25 protein-coding genes and 6 tRNA genes are annotated in these 25,293 nt (G+C 72.6%); 14 read left to right on the top strand and 17 right to left on the bottom strand.

Annotation, left to right across the window (positions count from 1 at the left end; all coding sequences use genetic code 11):
- The first annotated feature begins 53 nt into the window (after positions 1–53).
- A complete protein-coding gene (locus tag ACIQM4_RS26905; protein ID WP_401596518.1) occupies positions 54–2,555 on the top strand; it encodes an SCO7613 C-terminal domain-containing membrane protein in 2,502 nt (833 codons plus the stop codon).
- An 87-nt stretch (positions 2,556–2,642) separates the two neighbouring features.
- On the opposite strand, the gene ACIQM4_RS26900 is transcribed toward ACIQM4_RS26905, so the two are convergent.
- Both ACIQM4_RS26900 and ACIQM4_RS26895 read right to left on the bottom strand, forming a co-directional pair.
- Positions 2,643–2,714, bottom strand: a tRNA-Val gene (locus tag ACIQM4_RS26900).
- A gap of 69 nt (positions 2,715–2,783) precedes the next feature.
- Entirely contained in the window at positions 2,784–3,236 is a 453-nt protein-coding gene (locus tag ACIQM4_RS26895; protein WP_401596515.1) for a TIGR02611 family protein, read from the bottom strand.
- A gap of 189 nt (positions 3,237–3,425) precedes the next feature.
- On the opposite strand from ACIQM4_RS26895, the gene ACIQM4_RS26890 reads away from it, so the two are divergent.
- On the top strand, positions 3,426–3,839 hold the full coding sequence (locus ACIQM4_RS26890; RefSeq protein ID WP_003987206.1) for an SsgA family sporulation/cell division regulator: 414 nt from the start codon (positions 3,426–3,428) through the stop codon (positions 3,837–3,839).
- 242 nt (positions 3,840–4,081) lie between these two features.
- Positions 4,082–4,639: a CGNR zinc finger domain-containing protein gene (locus tag ACIQM4_RS26885; protein WP_401596512.1), complete on the top strand. Its 558-nt coding sequence runs from the start codon at positions 4,082–4,084 to the stop codon at positions 4,637–4,639.
- An 8-nt stretch (positions 4,640–4,647) separates the two neighbouring features.
- On the opposite strand, the gene ACIQM4_RS26880 is transcribed toward ACIQM4_RS26885, so the two are convergent.
- Together ACIQM4_RS26880 and ACIQM4_RS26875 are read right to left on the bottom strand one after the other, a co-directional pair.
- A complete protein-coding gene (locus tag ACIQM4_RS26880; protein WP_401596510.1) occupies positions 4,648–4,821 on the bottom strand; it encodes a hypothetical protein in 174 nt (57 codons plus the stop codon).
- 169 nt (positions 4,822–4,990) lie between these two features.
- On the bottom strand, positions 4,991–5,455 hold the full coding sequence (locus tag ACIQM4_RS26875) for a hypothetical protein (RefSeq protein WP_401596873.1): 465 nt from the start codon (positions 5,453–5,455) through the stop codon (positions 4,991–4,993).
- Between the two features lie 158 nt (positions 5,456–5,613).
- Between ACIQM4_RS26875 and ACIQM4_RS26870 the strand changes: the two genes are divergently transcribed.
- Positions 5,614–6,153 carry a DsbA family protein gene (locus ACIQM4_RS26870; RefSeq protein ID WP_401596507.1) on the top strand — a complete coding sequence of 180 codons (540 nt, stop codon included), beginning with the start codon at positions 5,614–5,616 and terminating at the stop codon, positions 6,151–6,153.
- A gap of 12 nt (positions 6,154–6,165) precedes the next feature.
- Here the strand turns inward: ACIQM4_RS26870 and ACIQM4_RS26865 are convergent, their stop codons facing one another.
- The 3 genes from ACIQM4_RS26865 to ACIQM4_RS26855 all read right to left on the bottom strand — a co-directional run bounded on the left by ACIQM4_RS26865 (position 6,166) and on the right by ACIQM4_RS26855 (position 8,995).
- Positions 6,166–7,005: a GNAT family N-acetyltransferase gene (locus tag ACIQM4_RS26865; RefSeq protein WP_401596504.1), complete on the bottom strand. Its 840-nt coding sequence runs from the start codon at positions 7,003–7,005 to the stop codon at positions 6,166–6,168.
- 94 nt (positions 7,006–7,099) lie between these two features.
- Positions 7,100–7,921, bottom strand: a complete 822-nt coding sequence (locus ACIQM4_RS26860; RefSeq protein WP_401596502.1) for an aminotransferase class IV — start codon at positions 7,919–7,921, stop codon at positions 7,100–7,102.
- A gap of 24 nt (positions 7,922–7,945) precedes the next feature.
- On the bottom strand, positions 7,946–8,995 hold the full coding sequence (locus ACIQM4_RS26855) for a chorismate-binding protein (protein WP_401596500.1): 1,050 nt from the start codon (positions 8,993–8,995) through the stop codon (positions 7,946–7,948).
- Positions 8,996–9,150: 155 nt separating this feature from the next.
- On the opposite strand from ACIQM4_RS26855, the gene ACIQM4_RS26850 reads away from it, so the two are divergent.
- The 5 genes from ACIQM4_RS26850 to ACIQM4_RS26830 all read left to right on the top strand — a co-directional run bounded on the left by ACIQM4_RS26850 (position 9,151) and on the right by ACIQM4_RS26830 (position 9,645).
- Positions 9,151–9,223: transfer RNA gene (locus ACIQM4_RS26850), tRNA-Gly, on the top strand.
- A gap of 43 nt (positions 9,224–9,266) precedes the next feature.
- Positions 9,267–9,340, top strand: a tRNA-Cys gene (locus ACIQM4_RS26845).
- A gap of 1 nt (position 9,341) precedes the next feature.
- Positions 9,342–9,413, top strand: a tRNA-Val gene (locus ACIQM4_RS26840).
- Positions 9,414–9,452: 39 nt separating this feature from the next.
- Positions 9,453–9,524: transfer RNA gene (locus ACIQM4_RS26835), tRNA-Val, on the top strand.
- A 49-nt stretch (positions 9,525–9,573) separates the two neighbouring features.
- Positions 9,574–9,645, top strand: a tRNA-Val gene (locus ACIQM4_RS26830).
- Between the two features lie 138 nt (positions 9,646–9,783).
- Here ACIQM4_RS26830 and ACIQM4_RS26825 read toward each other — a convergent pair.
- From ACIQM4_RS26825 to ACIQM4_RS26800, 6 genes are all read right to left on the bottom strand, one after another.
- Positions 9,784–9,906: a hypothetical protein gene (locus ACIQM4_RS26825; RefSeq protein ID WP_401596497.1), complete on the bottom strand. Its 123-nt coding sequence runs from the start codon at positions 9,904–9,906 to the stop codon at positions 9,784–9,786.
- Positions 9,887–11,260 (bottom strand): OFA family MFS transporter, encoded by a 1,374-nt coding sequence (locus ACIQM4_RS26820; protein WP_401596495.1) that lies wholly within the window; start codon positions 11,258–11,260, stop codon positions 9,887–9,889. The genes ACIQM4_RS26825 and ACIQM4_RS26820 overlap by 20 nt, the downstream gene beginning before the upstream one ends.
- Positions 11,261–11,425: 165 nt before the next feature.
- A complete protein-coding gene (locus ACIQM4_RS26815; protein WP_401596492.1) occupies positions 11,426–11,731 on the bottom strand; it encodes a zf-TFIIB domain-containing protein in 306 nt (101 codons plus the stop codon).
- A 76-nt stretch (positions 11,732–11,807) separates the two neighbouring features.
- Positions 11,808–12,866: a phosphotransferase gene (locus ACIQM4_RS26810; protein ID WP_401596489.1), complete on the bottom strand. Its 1,059-nt coding sequence runs from the start codon at positions 12,864–12,866 to the stop codon at positions 11,808–11,810.
- A 298-nt stretch (positions 12,867–13,164) separates the two neighbouring features.
- Complete coding sequence (locus ACIQM4_RS26805; RefSeq protein WP_401596487.1) at positions 13,165–13,386, bottom strand: hypothetical protein; 222 nt, start codon at positions 13,384–13,386, stop codon at positions 13,165–13,167.
- Positions 13,387–13,869: 483 nt separating this feature from the next.
- The gene (locus tag ACIQM4_RS26800; protein ID WP_401596485.1) at positions 13,870–14,118 is read right to left on the bottom strand and encodes a hypothetical protein; all 249 of its coding nucleotides are present in this window, start codon (positions 14,116–14,118) and stop codon (positions 13,870–13,872) included.
- A 231-nt stretch (positions 14,119–14,349) separates the two neighbouring features.
- Between ACIQM4_RS26800 and ACIQM4_RS26795 the strand changes: the two genes are divergently transcribed.
- Complete coding sequence (locus tag ACIQM4_RS26795; RefSeq protein ID WP_401596483.1) at positions 14,350–15,672, top strand: protein kinase; 1,323 nt, start codon at positions 14,350–14,352, stop codon at positions 15,670–15,672.
- A gap of 156 nt (positions 15,673–15,828) precedes the next feature.
- On the opposite strand, the gene ACIQM4_RS26790 is transcribed toward ACIQM4_RS26795, so the two are convergent.
- The 4 genes from ACIQM4_RS26790 to ACIQM4_RS26775 all read right to left on the bottom strand — a co-directional run bounded on the left by ACIQM4_RS26790 (position 15,829) and on the right by ACIQM4_RS26775 (position 20,164).
- The gene (locus tag ACIQM4_RS26790; protein WP_401596481.1) at positions 15,829–16,647 is read right to left on the bottom strand and encodes a TrmH family RNA methyltransferase; all 819 of its coding nucleotides are present in this window, start codon (positions 16,645–16,647) and stop codon (positions 15,829–15,831) included.
- A gap of 161 nt (positions 16,648–16,808) precedes the next feature.
- Positions 16,809–18,068 (bottom strand): uroporphyrinogen-III C-methyltransferase, encoded by a 1,260-nt coding sequence (gene cobA, locus ACIQM4_RS26785; RefSeq protein WP_401596478.1) that lies wholly within the window; start codon positions 18,066–18,068, stop codon positions 16,809–16,811.
- Positions 18,069–18,411: 343 nt separating this feature from the next.
- Entirely contained in the window at positions 18,412–19,233 is an 822-nt protein-coding gene (locus tag ACIQM4_RS26780; RefSeq protein ID WP_401596475.1) for an NAD-dependent epimerase/dehydratase family protein, read from the bottom strand.
- Between the two features lie 106 nt (positions 19,234–19,339).
- Positions 19,340–20,164, bottom strand: a complete 825-nt coding sequence (locus ACIQM4_RS26775; protein ID WP_401596472.1) for an IclR family transcriptional regulator — start codon at positions 20,162–20,164, stop codon at positions 19,340–19,342.
- 133 nt (positions 20,165–20,297) lie between these two features.
- On the opposite strand from ACIQM4_RS26775, the gene ACIQM4_RS26770 reads away from it, so the two are divergent.
- From ACIQM4_RS26770 to ACIQM4_RS26755, 4 genes are read left to right on the top strand one after another with little or no spacing between them, the layout of a single operon-like run.
- Positions 20,298–21,815 (top strand): sodium:solute symporter family protein, encoded by a 1,518-nt coding sequence (locus tag ACIQM4_RS26770; RefSeq protein WP_401596470.1) that lies wholly within the window; start codon positions 20,298–20,300, stop codon positions 21,813–21,815.
- Positions 21,812–22,822, top strand: a complete 1,011-nt coding sequence (locus tag ACIQM4_RS26765; RefSeq protein WP_401596467.1) for a 5-dehydro-4-deoxyglucarate dehydratase — start codon at positions 21,812–21,814, stop codon at positions 22,820–22,822. The genes ACIQM4_RS26770 and ACIQM4_RS26765 overlap by 4 nt, the downstream gene beginning before the upstream one ends.
- Entirely contained in the window at positions 22,819–24,075 is a 1,257-nt protein-coding gene (locus ACIQM4_RS26760; protein WP_401596465.1) for a glucarate dehydratase family protein, read from the top strand. Before ACIQM4_RS26765 ends, ACIQM4_RS26760 begins: the two co-directional genes overlap by 4 nt.
- Positions 24,076–24,079: 4 nt before the next feature.
- Positions 24,080–25,246, top strand: a complete 1,167-nt coding sequence (locus tag ACIQM4_RS26755) for a hypothetical protein (protein WP_401596462.1) — start codon at positions 24,080–24,082, stop codon at positions 25,244–25,246.
- Positions 25,247–25,293: the final 47 nt, after the last annotated feature.

Genomic DNA, 25,293 nt, shown 5'->3' with positions numbered 1-25,293 from the left:
CTTTGAGTATCCGTGCCCTTAGCGGGGGCGGTCCGTGCGCCCACACTCACGCCATGACGAACGTTCCGCCCCTGGGGCCGGCCGACGAGCTGGTGCTCCTCGACCGCGAGCTGACGCAACTCGACGTGCGCAAGCGGCAGTTGCTGTTGCGCCGCGACTGGCTGGTGCAGGTGCTGAACCAGCCGTCCGCCGCGCCGCCGCACGCTGCCCGGCCGAACCCGGCCGGCCGGCCCGCTCCCCCGCCGCGGTCCGCCCCCGGCGCCCGCACCCTCGCGGGCACACCCCGAGCCACGTCCGGCGCGCAGAACGTGCTGCTGACGCTCGGCGGGATCCTGCTCGCTGTCGCCGCGCTGGCGTTCACCCTGGTCGGCTGGGGCCAGTTGGGCATCGCGGGCCGCTCCGCCGCTCTGGGTCTGGTGACCGTCGCCGCGCTGGCCGCTCCGGTGCTGCTGGTACGCCGCGGTCTGGCGGCGACGGCCGAGTCGATCGGCGTGGTCGGCCTCCTCCTGACGGTGCTGGACGCGTACGCGCTTCACCAGGTCGCCTTCGAGAACAGCGGCGCCGTGGCGTACTGCGCGGGGGCCGCGGCCCTGCTCGCTCTCCTCTGGACGGTGTACGGCCTGCTCGTCCCGGGACTGCGCGTACCTCTCCCGGCGGCGCTGTCGGCCGCCCAACTCCCGCTTGTGCTGCTCGCGTCGGTGAACTCCTCGACGGCGCTCCCCGTCGGCTGGGCGCTGCTGGCGACGGCGGCGGCCGACACGGCCACGGCTCTCCTGCTGCTCCACCGCAGGGTGGGCCCCGCCCCTTCCGCCGACCGCACCGGCCCCTCCTCCCGGAGGTTCGTCCCGGTCGGCGTTCTCGCCGCGGTCTGCGCCTGGGCGGCCGGGGGGTGCGTGCTCCTGGTGGCACTGGTCCTGTCCTCGGGTGCGCGGACGACGCCGGTCGCCCTCGCGCCGTCCGGTCTCTTCCTCGCGTGCGCCGCCCTCGCCCTGGCCGCCTCCCTGCGCAGGCCGCAGGTCGCGACCGCCCTGGCGGCGGGCCTGACGCTGACGGCCGCCGTGGTCGGGGCGGTGCGCCCGGCCGTGCCCTTCGCGTGGACGGCCCCCGTCTGCCTGCTCTGCGCGCTCGTCGTCCTGGCACTGTCCCGGGCGGGCACCCCCCGACTGCCGCGCCCGGTCAGGACCGGCCTCGCGGTGTCGGCCGCGGTGGTCGGCGGCGGCGCGGTCCTCCAGACGGTTCCCGCGCTGGCCCTGACCGTGCTGTGGGGTCCGGCCTCCCGGGCGGCCGCGCCCTGGCAGGGCCGGCCCACCACGTTCCGCGACACGATCGCCCTCGACGTGCCCTGGCACGCCTTCTCCACCGCCCCGCTGATCCTGCTGGCCACGGCGGCAGCCCTCGCGGTGCTGCACCGCCGCTCCCCGGGACCGGCGACGGCCGTCGGCACGGTTCTCCCGGCCTCCGCCGCCGTGCTCCTGCTCCCGACCTCGCTCGACCTGTCCCACTCGGCGGCGCTGGGCGTCCAGCTCGCCGTGACGGCTGCCGCGCTGATCCTGGCCGCGCTCACCGCCGCTCCCTCGGCGGCGACCGTCGCTCCCGGTGTCCGTAGCGCCGTGTCGTACAGCGCGACGGCCGTCGCGGCCGTGACGGCGGGATCGGTGTCCTGTCTGGCGCTGGCCTCCCGGGGCGGCACCTTCGCGGTGTTCGGCACGCTGCTGGTCCTGTGCACGGCCCTCGCCGTACGCGCCCCGTCCCCGGCGCTCCGGGCGGCGGGCGCCGTCGCGTGGGTCGGGTACGCGACCGGACTGCTCTGCGCGGGAGCCGCCGCACTCGCGCTGGCGCCGCAGCAGGCCGCGCTGCTGGTCCTCGTGGTGCCCGCCGCGGTCGCCCTGCTCGCCGCTTGGACACCTCACGCCCCCGCCGAGCTCGCCGCCACGGCGCCGATGCTGCTCGCCGTGGCTCTCGCGGCGGGCGAGGGGCCGATGCTGTCGCTGGTGCTCGCCCTGTGCGGGGTGATCGCCGCCGGCACCGCCGTGCGCGGGGACCGGCGGCCCGTCGGGTGGGCCGCGGGGGCGCTGTTCCTGCTGGCCACCTGGGTGCGTCTGGCGGCATCGGGGGTCGGCGAACCCGAGGCGTACACCCTGCCGGTGTCCGTCCTGGCGCTCGCCGTGGGGGCGCTGCGGCGGCGGCACGACCCGCGGGCGTCCTCCTGGGTGGCGTACGGGCCGGGCCTGGCCGTGACGATGCTGCCGAGTCTCGTGGCCGTCGTGGCCGACCCGCACTGGCTGCGCCCGCTGCTGCTGGGCCTCGGGGCCCTCGTGGTGACCCTGCTGGGCGCCCGGCACCGGCTCGGGGCCCCGCTGCTGCTCGGCGGCGCCGTGCTGGCCCTGGTGGCGCTGCACGAGCTCGCCCCGTACGTCGTCCAGGTGGCCGGCGCCCTGCCGCGCTGGCTGCCCCCGGCGCTGGCCGGACTGCTGCTGCTCGTGGTGGGGGCGACGTACGAACAGCGCCTGCGCGACGCCCGCAGGCTGCGCTCCCGGCTCGGCCGGCTGCACTGACCTCCCGCGCCCCCGGAGCCGGCCAAGGAGCCGGAAAACGCCGACGGCCCGAGAGACTTTTCAGTCTCTCGGGCCGTCGGTCCGGGGTGGGCGATACTGGGTTCGAACCAGTGACCCCTTCGGTGTGAACGAAGTGCTCTCCCACTGAGCTAATCGCCCGGGCACAGGCAGAACATTACCGCATGTCAGCGCGTGCCCCCGACCACTTTCCCGCGCCCTGGCGGCTGCCTACTCGTTGATCTTCCACGGCATCACGACGCCGAACTTCCAGAGGTAGATACCGACCAGCACGGCGATGATCACCAGCCCGACGGTGGTCAGGATGATGTTCCGCCGCCGCACCTTCGGGTCGAGCGCCTTCTGGGCCGCCTCGGTGACCTTCCGCTTCGTCCAGCGCAGCACCAGCTGTGCCCAGACGAACTCGGTCGCCCAGATCGCCATGCCGCCGAAGATCACCAACCAGCCGGGCCCCGGCAGCGGCAGCATGACGACGCCTGCGGCCACGACCGCAAGACCGACGACGAAGACGCCCACCTGCCAGCTGAGGTGCAGCGTCCTGCGTTCCTGGATGTACTGCGGCGCCCGCGATCCGAGCTCCCGCTCGTCGGTGTCGCCCCCCGTGCCGGGCTCGGTCGCCGTCGATCCGGCAACCCCGTCCCGTCCGTCACTCTCCGCGTTCATGGTCCCAACTTACCCGACCGGCCACCCTCACTGGAATGGCTGTACGGGTCAAGGAAGGACTCGGCCGTACGAGCGACAGCAAGAGACTCAAAACACTCATAAGGGTTTACAACTACCCCGTAGGTGGCATGTCGAATTCGCCGACGTGCGAATCCCCGAGCGCACACTGAGCGAAAGGCCCTGGCGCTTATGAACACCACGGTCAGCTGCGAGCTGCACCTGCGCCTCGTTGTGTCGAGCGAGTCATCACTGCCTGTACCCGCGGGCCTGCGGTACGACACGGCCGATCCCTATGCCGTGCATGCCACCTTCCACACCGGAGCCGAGGAAACGGTCGAGTGGGTCTTCGCCCGCGATCTCCTCGCCGAGGGCCTGCACCGGCCCACCGGAACCGGCGACGTCCGAGTCTGGCCGTCCCGGAGCCACGGTCAGGGCGTTGTCTGCATCGCCCTGAGCTCACCGGAGGGCGAGGCCCTGCTCGAAGCCCCGGCGCGGGCGCTTGAGTCGTTCCTGAAGAGAACGGATGCCGCGGTGCCACCTGGCACCGAACACCGGCACTTCGACCTCGACACGGAGCTCTCTCACATCCTGGCGGAGAACTGAGCCAGTTGGAGAGTCGCTCCTCGCCGTCCGACTCGGGGCGACGGCGATGGGCGGACAACCACATAGGGACAACTTCATAGGGCAGGCATCGACGCCGTCACCGCGGAATCCACCGCGGCGGCGGCGTCGCTGTGCCCTCTCCCGGTCCGCCGCGGGGCACTGTCCGTAGTGCCTCGGGTACGAGCGGCTAGAGTCGGCCAGCATCGGCGGGCACCGGCCCGCAGCAGGCCAGGGAGCTAAGCGTGCTGATCCCCCACGACACCCGGAAAGCCCTCGACGTCGTCGTCGACCTGGTGAACACCGCACCGGAGAGCGAGCCGACCGACCGCCTGACGGACGTCGAGGCGCTGACCGCCTTCGCACGGCTGCACGACGTGAGCGACGTGGGCAGGCTCGGTCCGGACGATCTCCGGGCCGTACGGGACGTGCGGGCCCGCTTCGCGGAGGTGTTCGAGGCGCCCGGCCCGCGGGCCGCCGCCGAGCTCATCAACCAGCTGGTGGCCGCGGCGGGCACGACGCCCCGGCTGACCGACCACGACGGCTTCGACTGGCACGTGCACTACTTCGCCCCCGGCGCCTCGATGGCGGACCACCTGGCGGCGGACTGCGGGATGGCGCTGGCCTTCATCGTGGTCTCCGGCGAGCGGGAGCGGCTGCGCCGCTGCGAGGCACCGGACTGCCGGCACGCGTTCGTCGACCTGTCGCGCAACCGCTCACGGCGCTACTGCGACAGCCGCACCTGCGGGAACAGGCTGCACGTGGCGGCGTACCGGGCGCGGCGCAAGGAGGCCTCGGGCTGAGCACCGGGTCAGTCCAGGAAGAGGTCATGGACCGCTCCCATCATGAGCAGCGTGCCGATCACCGCGAGGAAGATCATCAGGGGCGGCTGGGAGAGCGCGAAGAGGCACCCGCGTGCTTCTTCGGCGGGCGCGGCCGGGACGGGTGCGGGGACGGGGACATCGTCGGCGGAGGTCTGGAGCATCTCGGGCCGATGATGACGCAGTCCGGTGGTACGGAATGACCAACACGCCCACTAACGGCGGCAGTTCGCCAAATTCCGTATAAATCCACAATCGCTTCGGTGTCCGAGCCGCAAGGCTTTCGTGGCCGGGGCCGCGTCCCGCCGTGCGGCCCGGTGGCCGGTCCTCCGCTCAGATTCCGTGCTTCTTCAAGATCGCCTCGATGTCGCTGAAGTCCTCGTCGGCAGCCTTCTTCGGCTGCTTGGCGCCGGCCGCCGGGGCCGGTGCGACGGCGGGCGGCGCGGTGCTGCGGCCCGCGCCAGGAGCGGGCGCCGATGCGGCGGGGGCGACCGCGTCACGCTGCGCCGCCTTCGCGGCCCTGCGCTCCTTGCGGGTGCCCGTGGTGCGGCGCTCCACGGCCCGGGTCGTCATGAACAGCAGCCAGGCGAGTGCGAGCACGCCGAAGCCCGCCCAGACGACGGGCCTGAACGCGATGTCGGAGATCCAGCCCACCGCCCCGGTCATGACCAGGCCGACAGGGACCAGCGAGTAGGCGGCCAGCCTGGTCGCGGCGAGGAAGCGCTTGCGGTACGCGGTGATCGCGGCGATGCCCAAACCCGCAGCGGACACCGCCGAGCAGACGGTCTCGACCAGCAGCATCGGTCCTCCAGCGGTGGAAAGTACGGTCACCTCCATCCTGCACCGCCCGCACCGGGTGCGGCCATCTTCGCGTCCGGTCTCAGGGAGATCTCGGGGGCGCGATCCTCCCCAGGTCCCGGTTGGGGCCGTCGGCGTACGACTGGGAGACTGACCTCATGAGCAACCCCTCCCCCGCCTCCCCCGGTACCCCCGTCGTCCTGGACGTCTGGTGCGAGCTCCAGTGCCCCGACTGCCACGCCGCCCTCACCGACCTCGCCGCCCTGCGGGCCAGGTACGGCGACCGGCTGGAGGTGCGCCTGCGGCACTTTCCGCTGGAGAAGCACCGGCACGCGTACGACGCGGCGCAGGCCGCCGAGGAGGCCTACCAGCAGGGCAAGGGCCGGGAGTACGTCGAGGCGGTCCTCGGGCGCACCGCGGAGCTGGCCGAGCGGGGCCAGCCGCTCCTGCTCGACGTGGCACGCGAACTCGACCTGGACGCCGAGGAGTTCGACACCGCCCTGATCGACGGACGGCATCTGCTGATCGTGGACGCCGACCAGGCGGAGGGCAAGGCGATCGGGGTGCGGGGCACACCGACGTACGAGATCGGCGGGCAGCTGATCGACGCGAGCAAGGACAGCAGCGGCGTGCGGGAGCGCATCGAGAAGATCGCCGACGAGCTGTCGGCCGGGCGCCACGGTGACCAGAGCAGTTAGGCAGTTACACAGTCAGAGCAGTTGCTTGTAGCTGTTGAAGGACGTCGTGCGGTAGCCGAGCGATTCGTACAGGCTCCTGGCGGGCGTGTTGCTGGTGAAGACGTGCAGAGCGAGGCGGCGGTCCCCGGCCTGGCGGGCGGTCCGTTCGGCCAGGGTCATCAGGGCGCGCCCGTATCCCTTGCCGCGTTCGCCCTCGACGACCTCGACGTCGTACACGAAGGCGGTCCACCGGCCGGGCTCGATCTCGTTCCTGCCGACCCAGAGCAGGCCGACCGGTGCGCCGTCGTGCAGGAGGTGGCTGATCCAGGTGTGCGGGGTGGCGAGGCCCCCGGGCAGGAACTTGCGCTCGCTCGCGGCGGCCTTGGCGCGGGCCTGCTCGGCGGACACCCCCCGGTCGATCCAGCTCTGCGCGAAGCTCACCGCCTCCTTCCGCCGCCAGGCGTCGTACTCGGCGGGCGTCACCGGGCGGGCCGAGACGTGGGCGGGCAGGGCGGGCGGCTCGGGGTGCAGCTCCTTGAGCATGTTGCGACTGCGTTCGACGTAGCCGAGGGCGGTCGCCATGCGCAGGGCGGGTTCGGTGTCCGCCGGCAGGGAGACGGCGACCTGGTCGCACCCCCAGCCGCGCAGCACCTCCTCGGCCGCGAGGACCGCGACCGTGCCCCGGCCCCGGCGGCGGTCCGCCTCGTCGATCCGCAGGGCCGAGATCCGGCCGACCTTGTTGCCGAAGTCGGGCTCGGTGGCGAGTTGCGCCGTGCCGACGGGGCGGCTGTTCACACACACTTCGTAGTCGCGCGAGCGCGCGCCGTCAGTGCTGGTCCGGAGCGGCCCGGTCGGCCGTAGGGTCGTGGTCATCACGGGAGTTGTACCCCCGCCGGGCCCGCTCGTCATCACCTTTTGCGGGACTACGGGTCTTTGCGGGGCCACGGGTCTTTACGGAGCTACGGGGCTACGGGTCGAGGTCGTCGCCGGCGCGCTCGGCGAAGACGCGCATCGCCTTGGCGGTCACCGGGCCCGGGGCCGCGGGCAGTTCACGTGCGTCGAGGCGGTGGACGGCCTGGACGTCACGCAGGGTGGAGGTCAGGAAGATCTCCTCGGCCTGCGCCAGCACGTCGAACGGCAGCACGGCCTCCTGCGCGCCGGTCCACTCGACGGTCAGGGCGCGGGTGATGCCCGCCAGGCAGCCCGAGGAGAGCGGCGGGGTGAGGAGCTGCCCGCCGAGCACGACGAAGACGTTGGTTCCGGTGCCCTCGCAGAGCTGCCCGACGGTGTTCGCGAACAGGGCCTCGGTGGCGCCCTGTTCACGGGCGCGGGCCAGCGCGACCACGTTCTCCCCGTACGAGGTGGTCTTGAGCCCGGTGAGCGCGCCCCGTTCGTTGCGTGTCCAAGGGACGGTGACGACGGCGGTGGAGTCCGGCCGCCGGCTGCTCTCGCCGAGGGCGACGATCAGCGTCGGCCTCGCCTCGCCCCGGTCCGAGCCGAGCGGGGAGATGCCGCCGGTGTACGTCACGCGGAGCCGGCCGAGCGCCGCCGGGTTGGCCTCCAGCACGGCGGCGCACGCGTGGCGGACCTCGTCGAGGTCGGGGGCCGGCAGGCCGAGACCACGGGCGGAGGAGGTGAGCCGGTCCAGGTGGCGGGTGAGGGCGAACGCCTTGCCCTCCACCGCCTTCACGGTCTCGAAGACACCGTCGCCCACCGTGATCCCGTGGTCGAGGACGGACACCCGGGCCGCGTCGGCGTCGACGAGTGCCCCATTGACCCAAACCTTCATGCCGTGGCCTTCTCTCTCACTCTGTCATCTCGTACGCGCTGTCACCCCGTACGCACCCGACGCTACCGCGAGCAGCCTGGACGCCTTGAGCTCGGTCTCCGCCCACTCCCGCTCGGGGTCCGAACCCCAGGTGATGCCCGCTCCCGTGCCGAAGCGCAGGAACGGTCCGCCGGGTGCGGTGCGGTCGATCCAGAAGGTACGGATGCCCACCGCCAGCTCGCCGGTGCCGCGGTCGGCGTCGACCCAGCCGACGCCGCCGCAGTAGGGGCCGCGCGGTGCGGTCTCCAGCGCTTCGATGATCTTCAGGGCGCTGGACTTGGGGGCGCCCGTGACGGAGCCGGGCGGGAAGGTGGCGGCCAGCAGGTCGCCCCAGCCCCGGCCGGGCGCCAGCTCGGCGCGGACGGTGGAGACGAGGTGCACGAGGCCGGGGTGCGGCTCGACCGCACAGAGCGTCGGTACGGTCACGGAGCCGGTGACGGCGACGCGGCCCAGGTCGTTGCGGACCAGGTCCACGATCATCACGTTCTCGGCGTGGTCCTTCTCCAGCAGGTCCGCCGCGGTCCGCCCGGTTCCCTTGATGGGCCCGGACTCCACCACGCGCCCGGTACGCCGCAAGTACAGCTCGGGGGACGCGGTGGCTATCTCCACGCCGTGCGCGGGCAGCCGGACCGTTCCGGCGTACGGCGCCGGGTTGCCCCGGGCCAGCAGTGCGGTGAGCGCGTCCACGTCCGCGCCCTGGTCGACGGGTGCGCTCAGCACCCGGCAGAGATTGGCTTGGTAGACCTCGCCCCTCGCGATGTGCTCGCGGATACGGCGCACCCCCGCCGTGTAGGCGGCACGGTCCAGCGACGACGTCCACGCGTGGGGGGCCGGGCCCCGCCAGGCACCGGGCACGGGCGCCGGCACCGGCTGGGTGCGGACGTCGCCGAAGCGGGCGCAGACGAGACGGCCTTCGAAGTCGGCGGCGACGGCCCAGAACCCCGAGGAGTCCAGCGCGGCCGGATCGCTCGTGACATCGCGCAGATCGGAGGCGACGAGGCCGCCGAAGCGGGCCGAAGAGGGGAGGTCGGGCACGGCGTCGAGTCTATGGCGGGCACGGAGGCCGCGCCCGCCCGCGCGAGGGCGCCGAAGACAGCGCAGCACGCTGCACAAACGCGTTTTTGTGCTGGCCCAGGAATCCGCTAGAGTTCAACACGTCGCCGGGACACGCGAGTGGAACGGACAGACATGCGGACGTAGCTCAGCTGGTAGAGCACCACCTTGCCAAGGTGGATGTCGCGAGTTCGAATCTCGTCGTCCGCTCGATGGTGGGGGAATCATCCCGATACCCTTACTGCACACTCCTGGTGGAGTGGCCGAGAGGCGAGGCAACGGCCTGCAAAGCCGTCTACACGGGTTCAAATCCCGTCTCCACCTCCAAGCGCGATTAGCTCAGCGGGAGAGCGCTTCCCTGACACGGAAGAGGTCACTGGTTCAATCCCAGTATCGCGCACGCAGCACAACCGAAGATCCGGCCCGCGAGGGCCGTCCCGCGCGATTAGCTCAGCGGGAGAGCGCTTCCCTGACACGGAAGAGGTCACTGGTTCAATCCCAGTATCGCGCACGCAACAGCACGTGGCACGACGCAAGATCCGGTCCGCAAGGATCGTCCCGCGCGATTAGCTCAGCGGGAGAGCGCTTCCCTGACACGGAAGAGGTCACTGGTTCAATCCCAGTATCGCGCACCGCAGTTGAGGTCCCCGGCCGGATTCGGCCGGGGACCTCGTCGTGCGTGGGTCGTGTGCGGTGGGGGCTGGTGCGGTGGGGGCTGGTGCGGCGTGGTGCCGGGGGCCGTCGTGGCCGACACTCCCCCGGCGCCGGCGTCAGCCGGTGAAGAGCTGGGTGGCCTTGCGGATGAGTTCGTACAGGCCGTAGGCGAAGGGCAGCAGGACCCACAGCCAGACGGCGACGGCCAGGACCCTGGGGTTACGGCTGCTGGGCTGCATGGGCGGGGCTTCCTTCCTCGGCGGGCCGCGGCTCGTGGAAGCGCGGATTGACGGGACGTACGAACTCGTTGGCGACGAAGCCCACCAGCAGCAGGCCGATCATGATGTACATCGACGTCGTGTAGAGGCTCGGGCCGTGGTGACCCGCCTTCTCCTGGCTGTCGGCGACCTGGTTGACGATCAGGGGCCCGAGGACGCCCGCCGTGGACCAGGCGGTGAGCAGCCGGCCGTGGATGGCACCGACCTGGTAGGTGCCGAAGAGGTCCTTGAGGTACGCGGGAACGGTCGCGAAGCCGCCGCCGTAGAAGGACAGGATCACCAGGGCGCAGACGATGAAAAGGGGCTTGGAGTCGTTGCCGAAGTGGGCGATGGCGAGGTACATCAGCGCGCCCACGCCCAGGTAGACGCGGTACATGGACTTGCGGCCGATGAGGTCCGATGTGGAGGCCCAGAGGATGCGGCCGGTCATGTTCGCGAGGGAGAGCAGCGCGACGAAACCGGCGGCGGCGGATGCCGAGACGGCGGTGGGGGTGTCCGCGAAGTAGTCCTTGATCATGGGGGCGGCCTTTTCGAGGATGCCGATCCCGGCGGTGACGTTCAGGCACAGGACCACCCACAGGCACCAGAACTGCGGGGTGCGCAGCGCGTTGCGGGCCGAGACGTCGGCGGTGGTGACCAGCGCGCGGGTGGTGCTGCTGGGCTGCCACCCCGCCGGTTTCCAGTCCGGCGGCGGAACGCGGACCAGCAGGACGCCGAGCGACATGAACACGGCGTACGCGAGACCCATCACCAGGAAGGTGAGGGCGATGCCGGAGCCGCCGTCGGGCCCCTCGCCCCCGAAGGAGGCAAGCATCTGGGACGACCAGGGCGAGGCGATGAGGGCGCCGCCGCCGAAGCCCATGATGGCGATGCCGGTGGCCATGCCCGGCCTGTCGGGGAACCACTTCATGAGGGTGGACACCGGGGAGATGTAGCCGATCCCCAGGCCGATGCCGCCGACGAAGCCGTACCCGAGGACGATCAGCCAGTACTGGCCGGTGGCCGCGCCGAGGGCGGAGATCAGGAATCCGGAGGAGAAGCAGACGAGGGAGACGAACATGGCCCAGCGCGGTCCGTTGCGTTCCACGAGGGTGCCGCCGAACGCGGCGGACAGGCCGAGCATGACGATGCCCAGCTGGAACGGGAGGGCGCTCTCGGTGCCGGAGAGGTGGAGTGACGATTCGAGCGGCGGCTTGAAGACGCTCCAGGCGTAGGCCTGGCCGATGGAGAGGTGGACGGCCAGGGCGGCGGGCGGCACCAGCCAGCGGCTCCAGCCCGGTGGGGCGACGGTCCTGGACCTGTCGAGGAAGGTCATGGTGGCGAACACTAGGCAGCGCGACAGCCACCTGACCAGGGGCACGGGCACGGAAGTTGATGTTCCGCCGTCCGCCAGGCCGGGGCCGGCGAGGCGCACGCCCGCCCCTGTCCGGACCGGGCTGCGCGGGCCTCGTCCCGCCGGACGGGCCCGCGCAGGGAAAGGTCAGGAGGAGAAGAGCATCCGGCCGAAGCCCTTCTGCCGGTGGTGGCCGCCGTACTGCCCGCCGTGGCCACCGTGACCGCCGTGGCCGCCGTGCTGCGGGGCGCCCCAGGCGGGGGCCGGGGCGGCGGGGTAGGCCTGCGGGGGCACGGGCGGTGGGGCCTGCTGGGACCACTGGGACTCCAGCCGGGTCAGGGACTCCAGCTCGCCGTAGTCCAGGAATATGCCCCGGCAGCTGCTGCACTGCTCGATCTGGACGCCGTTGCGGTTGTAGGTGTGCATGGGGGCGTGGCACTTGGGACAGTGCATGGTCGGCTCACTCCTCGTTTTCGCGTGCGGTTCGGGCGCACCGTTCGGATGCATGCCCGGCGACGGGGAATTCACCCTACGACGAGGGGCGTCGGTCCAACTCGGGCGGGAGGGCGGCGATACGCGCGCAGGAGTCGAGCATCAGCTGTTCCACCTCGTCGAGGGGTCGTTGCTCGGCCGTCGACTTGGTGAGGGCGAGGGCCGCGGTCTGGACCGTCAGCGCGCGGGCGGCGACGTCGAGTTGTGGCCACGGGTCACCTTCCGCCGGCACGGCCGGCCCACCGGCCACCCGGTAGGCGGCGAGGAACCGCTGCCAGACCTCCGGCTCCAGGATGCCCGCCGCGTACCAGGCGGCGGGACGGGCCAGGTCCCAGGCCGGGTCGCCGACTCCGAGGTCGTCGATGTCGATGAGGTGCCAGGGGCCGTCGGGAGCGGGGTACCGGACGAGCTGACCGAGATGGAGGTCCCCGTGGCAGAGGACGGCGGGGCGCACGGGCGCGGGGGCCTCGCCCCTGGCCCACGCGGGCAGAGCGCGCCAGGCACGCAGGACCGCTTCGGTCGGGGGTCGGGGTTCGTGCGAAAGTAGGGGTTCGTGCGGAAGTAGGGGTTCGTGCGGAGGTAGGGGGCAGGTGGGGGCCGTCGCTCCTGGCGCCTGCGGTCCGGTGGCGGCCCGCATCCGGGCGACGGCTCGGGCCGCCTTGGCGGGGCCGCGCATGGGCGGGAGCGGGCCCGGAAGGGCGGCGACCGGGGTCCGGTGCAGGCGGGCCAGGAGTGCGGCGGTCTCCTCCCAGGGAGCCGCGTCCGGTTCCTCCGGGTCGACCGGGGTGCCGTAGGGCCAGGCGGTGAGGGGGCGCCCGTCGGCCCGGTCGGCGCCGGCCGGGAGCGCGGGCAGGAGGACACCGCCGAGAAGGGGGTGTGAGGCCACGGCGGCCCGTACGGCCAGGGCCTGTGGGTCGGTGTCCGGGGCGTGGGCCTTGATGACCAGGGACCCGTGCCGGACGACGGTACCGTCCGGCCGGTCCGCGAGGACCCGCAGCGTCTCGGGAGCGTGACGGCAGGGAGTACGGGCCACGCCGCCGGGATGCGCGGCGGCCTCGGCCAAGGCGGCGAGGGTGACGGTGAGGGGTGTGGTCATGGCTCCCTGGGGGGGGTGGAACGGTGCGGCCGGGAGTCTATCCGGCGCCGACCGGGGGGCTTGGCCGTGGGCGGCGGAGTGAGGGGTGCCCAAGTCCCGGGCGGGCACGGGGACGCCGGGGCGCGGTGTCGTACTCCGTGCGGCAGGTCTCCGGTGACTGGGTCCGGACGCACGTTTGCCCGGACAGCTCCCCAGCTGTCCGGGCAAACTCAGCCGTCCGCCGCACCCCCGTCCCCACGGGGCTGATGGGCGTGGTGTTGTCCCGTCCCGGACCGCTCTGCCGGGTCGGGGGCGCCGCTCAGCGCCCCAGCAACATGCCCACGGACGACGCTTGGGTGGCCACCGCGTCCCAGCCTCCGAAGAGGAAGAGGAGCAGGGCCGCGAGAGGGAGGACCATGGCCGTGGCCACCAGGGGGTGGCGCGGGCCGGAGTTGCGGCCGCCGAACGCACCGAAGGCGCGGCGTCCGCGGACGCGGATCGCGTGGGTGCGGATCGTCGTCCTCGGTGCCGTGGCCGCCATGGTCCCTCTCCTGTCATGTGGGAAGCGGCGGGTGTCTGACCTCGGGGGACGAGTGCTGCACCCACCGCTTGATCTCAAGATTAGGGGCGGGTGCGGCGCGGGTCGTCATGCCCTCGTACCCATTGGCTGGCCTCCCGGAGGATGACCCACCGGGTGACGGTGTACTCCCCTGGGTGGAGAGCGGGGTGGAGGTCTCGGGGACTTCCCCGAGGGGCCGGGCGGGGGCGCTCCCCCGGGGCCACCCGACGGGGCCACCCGACGCCGGGGGCGCTCCCCCGGGGCCGACCGGCGGAGCGCGTTCCCGGGTCACCCGGCCGGGGTGGGTGCCCCCGGGACTACCTGGCCGAGGTAGGTACCCCCGAGGTCACCCGGCCGCGGCGGGCGCCTCCGGGGTCCACCCGGCCGCGGTGGGTACCCCCGAGGTCACCCGGCCGCGGCGGGCGCCTCCGGGGTCCACCCGGCCGCGGTGGGTGCCTCCGGGGTTCACCCGGCGGCGGTGGGGCGCTCGGAGGCGTCCTCCCTGGGAACCGGTTGCTCGACCAGGGCGAGCACACGCGTGGCCATGAAGCGGGCGGTGCGCACGACGCTGCCGCTGCGGGTGACTTCACTCACTTCCACCACCCCCCTGCGCACCGCCGTTTCGACCCTGCGACCGGCCCTGCTGGCCACCATTTCGTAGGTCCTGGTGGTGTCCCCGGCGTCCACCACTATCTCGACGCGATCACCCTTCATCGATCCAATCCCCCTTCTGCTGTTGCCCGTTGGGATGGAGCAGAGGCCAGGGCGATGGGAACGTACGTTCCCTGACCACTCCTCAAGTTTCGCACCCGGCACTGACAATCGATGGTTCCGGGCGGGTGTGGCCTATGAGCACACCGCGCCACGGGTACGTAAGCTGTGCCACGTCGAACGGACCGGTCAGCAGTGGGGTGGGGGAGGCCCCACCGGAGGTAGGGGACGGACATGGCGATGATGCGGCTCCGGCGCGAGGACCCGCGTGTCGTCGGCTCGTTCAGGATTCACCGGCGGCTCGGTGCGGGCGGCATGGGTGTGGTCTACCTGGGCTCGGACCGGCGGGGCCAGCGGGTCGCGCTGAAGGTGATCCGGCCGGACCTGGCTGAGGACCAGGAGTTCAGGTCGCGCTTCGCCCGCGAGGTGTCCGCGGCGCGGCGGATCAGGGGCGGGTGCACGGCACGGCTGGTGGCCGCCGACCTCGACGCCGACCGACCGTGGTTCGCGACGCAGTACGTACCCGGACCCTCGCTGCACGACCGGGTGGCCGACGAGGGCTCACTGATCGCCGCCGAGGTCGCGGCCATCGGGGCGGCGCTTGCGGAGGGTCTGGTGGCGGTACACGAGGCGGGGGTGGTGCACCGCGACCTCAAGCCGTCGAACATCCTGCTCTCCCCCAAGGGCCCGCGCATCATCGACTTCGGCATCGCCTGGGCAACGGGCGCCAGCACGCTGACGCACGTGGGGACCGCGGTCGGCTCGCCCGGCTTCCTGGCCCCCGAGCAGGTACGCGGCGCCACCGTCACCCCGGCGACCGACGTCTTCGCGCTCGGCGCGACACTGGCGTACGCGGCGACCGCCGACTCGCCCTTCGGCCAGGGCAGTTCCGAGGTCATGCTCTACCGGGTCGTGCACGAGGAGCCGCTGCTCGGCGGGGTGCCGGACGCGCTGGCCCCCCTGGTACGGGCCTGTCTCTCCAAGGAGCAGGAGGAACGCCCCAGCACGCTACAGCTGTCGATGCGGCTCAAGGAGATCGCCGCGCGCGAGGCGCAGGGCGGCGGACCCGACAAGCGGCCGCCGGCCCAGCGTGCTCCGGCCGTCGACTCGTACGCCGACCAGCGGACCCAGCGCTCCACCCAGCCCCGGCGTTCCGGCGAGCAGCACCGGCCCGACGGTGCGTCACCGTCGGAGGCGCGGGGGGCCGCCGCGCAGCCACCGCGCGGACCGTCGTCCCGTACCGGCGGGCCTGCCCCCTCGCGCGGCGGAGCGGCGCCCGGCGGGCGCAACACCACCCGCTCCGGAGCCGCCCGCAAGGGCACCAGGCCCGGCGCCAGGCCGACCTCGGGCGGCCGGCTGCGGCCCGCAAACCCGCGGCTGCTGCGACAGCGGCTGGTGGTGTTCGTGGTGGTCACGCTGCTGGTCGCCCTCGGAATCGCCGCGGCGCAGGGCTGCCAAGGGCCGTCCCGCGGGCTCGGCCCCGAACGCCCGGCCGAGGTCACCGCGGCGGCACCAGTGACGGAGGCGACCGCCAGGACGGCAGTGACGGGGCAGTGACGGCAGTGCCCCAGTAACGTCCGTGACGTCAGTGACGGTCGAGGGAACGGGAACGGGAACGGGAAACGCCACGGGGTCGGGTCGGTGGCCGGTGAGGCGGGTCCGGAGCCCGTCCGCGCGGCGGAGAGGGGTTCCGGGGCGGGTTCACGGGTGCGGTCAGGCCTGTGGGCGGCCCGTCGTCACCGCGTAGAACGAGACCGCGGCCGCCGCACCGACGTTGAGCGAGTCGACGCCGTGCGCCATGGGGATGCGCACCCACTCGTCGGCCGCGCGCAGTGCGCGGGTGGAGAGGCCTTCGCCCTCCGCGCCCAACATCAGCGCCACCCGGTCCATCAGGTGCGGGGCCACCTCGTCGAGGGAGCGCGCCTTGTCGGCGGGAGTGAGCGCGAGGAGGGTGAAGCCGGCCTCGCGTACCGCTTCCAGGTCCCCCGGCCAGCTGTCCAGGCGTGCGTACGGTACGGAGAAGACCGCACCCATCGAGACCTTGACGGAGCGTCGGTAGAGGGGGTCCGCGCAGTCCGGGGAGAGCAGGACGGCGTCCATGCCGAGGGCGGCGGCACTGCGGAAGATGGCGCCGATGTTGGTGTGGTCGTTCACCGACTCCATCACCACCACCCGGCGTGCCGTGGTGAGGAGTTCGGTGGCCGTCGGGAGCGGCTTGCGCTGCATGGAGGCCAGTGCGCCGCGGTGCACGTGGTAGCCGGTGACGCGCTCGGCGAGTTCGGGGCTCACCGCGTACACGGGGGCCGGGACCTCGTCGATGACGTCGCGCATCACGTCGATCCACTTGGCGGAGAGCAGCATCGACCGCATTTCGTACCCTGCCAGCCTGGCCCTGCGGATGACCTTCTCGCCCTCGGCGATGAACAGGCCTTCGGCGGGTTCGCGACGGCGGCGGAGCTCGACGTCGGTCAGGCCCGTGTAGTCGCTCAGGCGCGGGTCGTCGGGGTCGTCGATGGTGAGGAGATCGGCCACAGGGTGATACTGCCTTGTCGTGGGAGCGGTGCCAACGGGGGGCGATGGAGCAGGGGGTTGTGGAACGGGGGTTGTGGAGCCGGGGAGCTGCGGAGCCCGGGAGCTGCGGAGCCCGGGAGCTGCGGAGCGGGTTGTCCGGGACGACGGGCGCCCCGGCAACCTCAGACTGTGGGGACGCCGATCGAGACGACGTCGCCGACGACGATGACCGCGGGCGGGCGTACGTTCTCGGCCTTGGCCGTGGCGCCGACGTCGGCGAGGGTGGCGTCGACCCGGCGCTGGGTGGCCATCGTGCCCTCCTGGATGATCGCCACGGGGGTTTCTGGCGCGCGGCCGTGGGCGACGAGTGCCTCCGCGATGGCGCCGATCCGCTCGACCGCCATCAGCAGGACCAGGGTGCCGCGCAGCCGGGCCAGGGCGGCCCAGTCGACGAGGGAGCGCGGGTCGTCGGGGGCGACGTGGCCGCTGACCACGGTGAACTCGTGCGCGACTCCCCGGTGGGTGACCGGGATGCCCGCCGCGCCCGGGACGCTGATGGTGCTGGAGATGCCGGGGACGACGGTGCAGGCGATGCCCTCGGCGGCGAGCGCCTGGGCCTCCTCCATGCCGCGGCCGAACACGAACGGGTCGCCTCCCTTGAGGCGTACGACGGTCCTGCCCTGCTTCGCGTGGTCGACGAGGGCCTGGTTGATGGCCTCCTGGGCCATGAAGCGGCCGTACGGGATCTTCGCCGCGTCGATCACCTCGACGTGCGGCGGCAGTTCGTCGAGGAGGTCGCGGGGGCCGAGGCGGTCGGCGATGACCACGTCGGCCTCGGCGAGCAGGCGCCTGCCCCGGACGGTGATGAGGTCGGGGTCGCCGGGGCCGCCGCCGACGAGGTGGACCCGGGGGGCTTCGCCGTCGGCGCGCGGGCGGCGGTGCGGGGCGGCCAGGCTGCCGTCGCGCAGGCCCTCGACGACGGCGTCGCGTACGGCGGCCGAGCGGCGCGGGTCGTGGCCGGTGAGGATCGCGACGGTGACGCCGTCGGAGCGGCCGGTGGCAGGGGTCCAGGCGGTGGCGGCCTCGGCGTCGTCGGAGCGCACGCACCAGGTACGGGTGCGTTCGGCCTCGGCGGAGGCGGCGGTGTTGGCGGTGGCGTCGCTGGAGGCGACGAGCGCGTACCAGGTGTCGGCGAGGTCGCCGTCCTGGTAGCGGCGCCGCTCCCAGACGATCTCGCACGCCTCCGCCATGGCCTCGACCGAGGGGGTCGCGGAGGGCGAGATCAGGGTGATGTCCGCTCCGGCCGCTATGAGGGCGGGCAGCCGACGCTGGGCGACCTGGCCTCCGCCGATGACGACGGTCCGGCGGCCGGAGAGGCGGAGGCCGACGGGGTAGGCAGGGGTTTCGGCGGTCTGCGGGTCGCCTGCGGCGTGCGCGGTCATGGGTGCGGCTCCTCGGGAGGGGCGGGGGCGGGCCCCTCCCGCCCGGGGAGGGGTGCCCGGAGGCCGGGCGGGCCGCTGCGGCGGTGAAGCGGCGCTGGTGGGACGGGGTGACGGGGTGTTCAGCCCTGGGGCCACTTTACGGTGCGGGGTGTGGAGGGGCGGCGTGGGGCGGGGGCTGGGGCGGGGCGGGGGGCCGTTTCCGGGGCACGGAAATGTGGGGGGCGGGCTCGTGCAAGGGGGCGCTCCGCGTGGGGCCGCCCCCTTGCCCACCCGTTCCGCCCCCCGGGGGGCGGCCCCGGTGCCCAAGGAGGCTGAAGGGCCCTGTGTCCAGATGTGTTGGGGGTCAGAGGGGGTTGGGTTGGCCCAGGGGGGCGGTGACGAAGGGGCCGCCGACGTGGTCCGCGGCGGGGCCGGTCGGTGCGGGTGCCGTGATCTGGTCGGCGTAGGTCTCGGCGTTGTCCCGGGACTCGTAGCCCAGCGCCTGCGCCTCCGCGAGGGAGTAGATGCGGCGGGTGTTGTCGGAGACGCCCCAGATCACTCGGTAGCCGGGCGACGGCGCGGCCAGGCACGCTTCGAAGAGGCGCGCGCCGTCGTCGGGCGAGAGCCAGGTGGCCAGGCCGCGCGGGCCCAGGACGACCGGGCTCGGGAAGCAGGAGCCGATGCGGACGGCGATGACGTCCATGCCGAAACGCGAGTGGTAGAGGCTTCCGAGCGCTTCGATGGCCGCCTTGCTGACGCCGTAGAAGGTGTCCGGGCGGGCGCTGGAGTCGGCCGGCAGGCCCCCCTCGCCCGCTTCGTCGTTACGCCGGAAGCCGACGGCGTGGTTGCTGGAGGCAAGGACCACCCGCGGGACGCCGGCGGCGCGGGCCGCTTCGAGGACGGTCCTGGTGCCGTTGATGTTGACGTCGAGGGTCTCCTCCCACGACGTCTCGCGGCTGTGTCCGCCGAGGTGGATCACCGCGTCGACCCCGGCGCACGCCTCGGCCGTCGCGGCCGGGTCGGTGACCGACGCACGGATCAGCTCGACGGCCTCGCCCGCTGCCGCGGCCGGCTGGTCGCAGAGGTCCAGCAGGCGCAGGATCCGGCCGTCCCGACGCAGCCGCGGGCGCATCAGGCTGCCGACCGTGCCCGCCGAACCGGTGATCAGAATGCGCTGGTCTGCCATCGCTGTTCTCTTTTCTCTACGTACCAACAGGGGACGTGCGCCGCAGCGGGGACTTTCCTCTACGCACCAACAGGGGACGTGCGCAGCAGCGGAGAGCGGGGGGACGTCAGCGGATGCCCGCGCGGCGAAGGCGCTGTCCGAGCTCCGCCGTCGTCTCGGCGAGCAGCTCGCCGACGCGCCTGGCGTCGTCGTCGGTGACCTGGCCGACAGGCATGGAACAGCTCATCGCGTCGGTGGCGGGGATCCGGTACGGGATCACCGCGGCGACGCACCGCACGCCGGGGGTGCCCTCCTCGATCTCGGCGCCGTAGCCGCGCTCCCGGGTCAGGGCGCACTCGGCGTGCAGGGCCTCGACCGAGGTGAGGGTGTGCGGGGTCAGCGCGGTCAGCGGATCGCGCAGCACGGCGTCGATCTCCTCGGGCGTCAGCTCGGCGAGCAGCACCTTGCCGAGGGCGGTGGCGTGCGCCGGAAGCGTCCGGCCGACGCGTGAGACCAGGTGGGTGGACCTGGTCGACTCACGGGTCTCCAGGTACACGACCTCCGCGCCGTTGCGGCGGACGTAGTGGGCGGTGAACCCGGTCTCCTCGCGGACGCGTTCCAGTGCTTCCGTCGCGTAGGGCACCACGGGGTCGCGGTCGAGGTACGCCGTGCCGCAGATCAGGGCCCGTACGCCGAGGCGGTAACGGCCGGTGTTGGGATCCACCTCCAGCCAGCCCGCGTCGAGCAGCGTGCGGAGCAGTCCGTGCAGGCTCGACCGGGGGAAACCGGTCTGTGACTGGAGCTCGGCCAGCGACAGCCAGGCGCCGTTGGACGCGAAGGTCTCCAGCAGATCGATGGCACGGCGTGCCGATTTGACCCCCGCGGGCTCGGCTTTGCCCCCCGCGGGCTCGGCGGCGTTCTCACCCGCCGGAGTCCCCGCCTTCTGCGGCATCGCGCGCTCCTCCGCCAGACCGTTGACACGTTCGACACGTCACATTAACGTCCCGGGACAGCATTCCCATGCATGAACCCCCGTCACTATAACAGACTCCGTTCACAGACGTGAACAGCGAGAGGGGTCAGCGGTGCATTTCCTGGACTGGACGATGGTGTGCGGTTACTTCGTACTGATGGTGGTGATCGGGTGGTGGTCCCACAAGAGGGTCTCCAACGTCAGTGACTTCTTCACCGCGGGCGGCAGGATGCCGTGGTGGCTGGCCGGGATCTCCCACCACATGTCCGGCTACAGCGCGGTCCTCTTCGTCGTGTACGCCGGTGTGGCGTACACGAGCGGCATCACCGTCTACTTCTGGGGTTTCGCCAGCATCGGCATCGGCGTCGGTATCGGCAGCTGGCTCTTCGCCGCCCGGTGGAACAGACTGCGCTCCAAGGTCGGCGTCGCCTCTCCGCTCGAATACCTGGCCAAGCGGTACAACGTGCCGACCCAGCAGGCCCTCGCATGGAGCGGCAGCCTGTTGAAGATCTTCGACATAGCGGCCAAGTGGTACGCGGTGGCGACCCTGCTGCACGCCTTCGCCGGGGTCCCCTACGTCTGGGGCATCGTCCTCACCGGCTCGGTCACCCTCATCTACTGCACCGCCGGCGGTCTCTGGGCCGACGCCCTCACCGACTTCGGCCAGTTCGTCATCCAGGCCGTCGCCGCCCTCGTGATGATCTGGGTCATCCTGGACAAGCTCGGGGGCGTGTCCGGACTCTGGACCATGTGGGCGAAGCTGCCCGAAGGACACCTCGACCCCGCCACCTCCCAGTACACGACCATTTTCCTGCTGGTCTACGTACTGGTGAAGACACTTGAGTACAACGGTGGCATGTGGAACCTGGCCCAGCGCTACATGGCCGCGCCGAACACCCGTGAGGCCCGCCGTGGTGCGCGGCTGTCGTCCGCCCTCTATCTGCTGTGGCCGCCGGTCCTGATGTTCCCGATGTTCGCGGCCCCGTTGCTCGTCCCTGGTCTCGACGACCCGAACACCTCGTACGCCGTGATGACGATGACCTTCCTGCCGCCCGGCCTGATCGGTCTGGTGCTGGCCGGGATCTTCTCGCACACGATGGCGATGGTCTCCTCGGACGCCAACGCGATCTCGTCGGTCATCACCCGGGACATGCTGCCGGTGCTCTGGCGCCGGGCGCGGAGCTTCACCGAGGCGGAAGGCCTGCGGGTGGCCCGGACCTCCACCATCCTCTTCGTCGTCATGACGATGATCGTCGCCACCCAGGCACAGAACCTCGGCGGGGTGCTCCAGATCGTGGTGTCGTGGGTCGCGGCGCTGATGGGCCCGATCTCGGTGCCGCTGCTGCTGGGCATGATTCCGGCGTTCCGGCACTGCGGGCCGCGCGCCGCACTTGTCTCCTGGGCGGGCGGGCTGATCGCCTACGCGCTCTGCTACTACGTGTTCTCCGCCAACCCCACGGTCACCGTCGCCACACCGGTGCTGGTCTCGCTGGCTCTCTTCGGCGGGCTCGGCCTGCTCGCCCCCGAACGCCGGGCGTCGACCGACGAGATGATCGAGCTGGTCGGCCGCGAGGACGACGACATCGAGGTCGGCGGCCATCCACCCGCCTCGGCAACGGTACGCACGTGAGCAGAACCACCGTCCCCTCCCCGCTCATGACCCTCCGACAACGAAAGAGCGACAAGTTGATGGCACTGCCCCGCACCGAGCTCGACGGCCTGCTCGCGTTTCCCCTCACCCCGTTCACCCACGACCTCGCACTGGACCTCGACGCGTTCGCCGAGACCGTCGAGGGGCATGTGGCGGCCGGCGCCGGAGCCCTGTTCGTCGCTTGCGGCACGGGCGAGTTCAGCGCCCTGGCGGCCGACGAGCTGAGCGCGCTCCTGCGCAGGGCGCGCGAGGTGGTCGCCGGCCGGGTGCCGGTCTGGGTGGGCGCCGGAGGCGGCGCGGCGACGGCGCGGGCCGGGGTCGCGGCGGCGCAGGAAGGGGGCGCCGACGGCGTGCTCCTCCTGCCGCCGTACCTCGTCTCCGGGCCGCCGTCCGGCCTCGTCGACCATGTGCGGTACGCGGTGCACGACACCGGCGTCCCGGTCGTCGTCTACCACCGCTCCAACGGCGCGTTCACCCCGGGTTCGGCGGTGTCGCTGCTCGGCATCCCGTCCGTGGTCGGACTCAAGGACGGCGTCGGTGACGTCGAGCTGATGACCCGGATCGTCTCCTCGGTCCGCGGCTCGGAGGCGCCGCGGGCGGGGGACTTCCTGTTCTTCAACGGCCTGCCGACCGCCGAGGTCTCGGCCCGCGCGTACCGGGCGATCGGGGTGGGCCGGTACTCCTCGGCGGTCCACTGCTTCGCGCCGGAGATCGCGATCCGCTTCCACGGTGCGCTCGCGGCCGGGGACGACGAGGTCGTCGAGGCGCTGCTGACCGGCTTCTACCTGCCGCTGGTGGCGCTGCGGGACGAGACCCCCGGTTTCGCGGTCTCGCTGGTGAAGACCGCCGCGCGGCTGCGGGGCGACCGGGTGGGCCGCGTCCGGCCGCCGCTCGTCGAGCCCACGGCGGAACAGACCGAGCGGCTGGAGGAGATCGTCAAGGACGGTTACGCGCTCCTGTCGGCACTGGACGGTGCTCGCCGATGAAGATGGTCGACGTCGTCCTGACCCCGGTCGCCTTCCGCGATCCCCCGCTGCTCAACGCGATGGGCGTGCACGAGCCGTTCGCGCTCCGCAGTGTGCTCGAACTGCGCTGCGAGGACGGCGTGGTCGGACTCGGGGAGTCCTACGGCGACCTGGCCTTCCTCGAACAGGTGCGCAAGGTGCTGCCGGAGCTCGCCGGGCGGGACGTCTTCGACCTGCCAGGGCTGCGCCGCACCGTGTCCCGGGTGCTGGGCGGGGCCGTGTTCGCCGACCGGCACGGCCTCACCGGCGGTTTCTCGGTGAGCAAGACCGTCGCCGCCGTGTACTCGCTGTTCGAGGTCGCCTGCCTGGACGCCCAGGGGCACTACCTGGGCCGCCCGGTGGTCGACCTGCTCGGCGGACGCGCGCGCAGCGAGGTCGACTTCTCCGCGTACCTCTTCTACAAGTACGGAGCGCACCCGGACGGCGAACCCGACGGCTGGGGCGAGGTACTGACCCCACAGGCCCTGGTCGGCGAGGCGCAGCAGATGATCTCCCGGTACGGCTTCAAGTCGATCAAGCTCAAGGGCGGCGCACTGGAGCCCGACCACGAGATGGACGGGATACGGGCGCTGGCCGAGGCCTTCCCCGGCCACCCGCTGCGCATCGACCCGAACGCGGCCTGGACGGTGGACACCTCGCTGCGGGTCGCACGGGAGCTGGCGGGCGTCCTTGAGTACCTGGAGGACCCGACACCGGGTGTCGAAGGCATGGCGAAGGTCGCCGAGCAGGCGAGCATGCCGTTGGCCACCAACATGTGCGTGGTGCGGTTCGAGGACATCGAGCCCGCGTTCCGGGCCAGGGCCGTCGGCGTCGTGCTGTCGGACCACCACTTCTGGGGCGGCCTGCGCGACACCCAGGCGTTGTCGAAGACCTGCGAGGCCTTCGGTGTCGGGCTCTCGATGCACTCCAACTCGCATCTGGGCATCAGCCTCGCCGCGATGGTGCACGTCGCGGCGGCGACCCCGCAGCTGACGTACGCCTGTGACACGCACTGGCCGTGGCGCGGCGTCGACGTCGTCGTGCCGGGCGCGCTGGAGTTCCGCGGCGGGGCGGTGGCCGTGCCCGACGGGCCGGGTCTGGGCGTCGAGTTGGACCGGGACGCTCTGGCCAGGGCGCACGAGGACTATGTGCGGTGCGGACGGACCACGCGGGACGACGTGACCTACATGCGCACGTTCGTCCCCTCCTTCCGGCCCGACACGGCGCGGTGGTGAACCCGTGCGCGTAGTCGGTTATGCCTATCCGTGGGACATCCTCGACACACCCGGCTTCGTGGACCGGGCACGCGAACTCGGGGTCGACGAAGTCGCCGTCGCCGTCTCCTACCACAGCACCCGCGCCGCCACCCCCTGGTCCGCCTCGGGCACTTCGGTCATCGCCCGGCACGCGGCGCTCTACCGCCCGGTGCGCGAGGAGGTCTGGCGCGACGCCCCGTTGCGTCCGGCCGCGCCGGACTGGGCCGGCCGCCCCGACAGCGCGGGGGACGCCGTCCGCGCGCTGAACGCGGCCGGGGTCCCCGCCGCCGCGTGGATCGTGCTCACCCACGACTCCCGCCTGGGCACGCGGTTCCCGCAGTACGCCGTACGCAACTGCTTCGGCGAGAGCTACCCGTGGGCGCTGTGCCCGTCGCACCCGGAGGTACGGGACTACGCGGCGGCCCTGACCGCGCAGTGCGTGGCGGGGCTCGACCTCGCCTCGGTGCTGCTCGAAGCGTGCGGCCAGCTCGGCGCGGTGCACCAGCACCAGCACGAGAAGACCGACGGCGTCTGGTCCCCCGCGGTGGCACGGCTGCTCTCGGTGTGCTGCTGCGCGGCCTGTGCCGACGGCTGGGCCGGGTCCGGTGCGGTCCCCGAAGACGTCCGGGCGGCCTTGCGCCACGAGGTCCGCCGTCTGATGGACGGCGGCGATCTGCGCACCACCGAGGACGAGTTGCCCGCCGCGTTGCGGAGCCTCGTCCTCGAAACCCGGCAGCGGGCCACCGACCGGCTCCGGCGCGGTGTGCTCGCCGCGATCGCACCCGGTACCAGGGTCGCCCTGCACGGCGCCCTCGATCCGTGGGTGACCGGGGCACTTCCCGGCCTGACCCCGGCGGCGGCCGGGGAGGTCGACGCCGTGGTGCTCCAGAACTGGGCGCCCGGCCGGGGCGGTGCGGACGCCGTCGCCGAGGCCCGCAGGCACCTTCCGTCCACCGTGGACATCGGCAGCTACGTCAGCGCGGTGGCCGCGGACCCGGTCCCCGACATGTCGGACCACGTGCGGCGACTGGCCGAGGCCGGCGCCACCGAGCTGCACCTGTACCACCTCGGGCTGGCAGGCCCCGGCCGCCGGCAGGACCTGCACGCAGCCACGGACGCGGCGCACGCGGCGCGCCGCAAGGACTCATGACCCGGAAGACCGACCCCGCCACCCTGCGGCGGGTACGGACCGGTCCT

Source organism: Streptomyces sp. NPDC091272, assembly GCF_044757485.1.
Lineage (GTDB): Bacteria > Actinomycetota > Actinomycetes > Streptomycetales > Streptomycetaceae > Streptomyces.
This window is presented reverse-complemented; position numbering and strand designations above follow the sequence as displayed.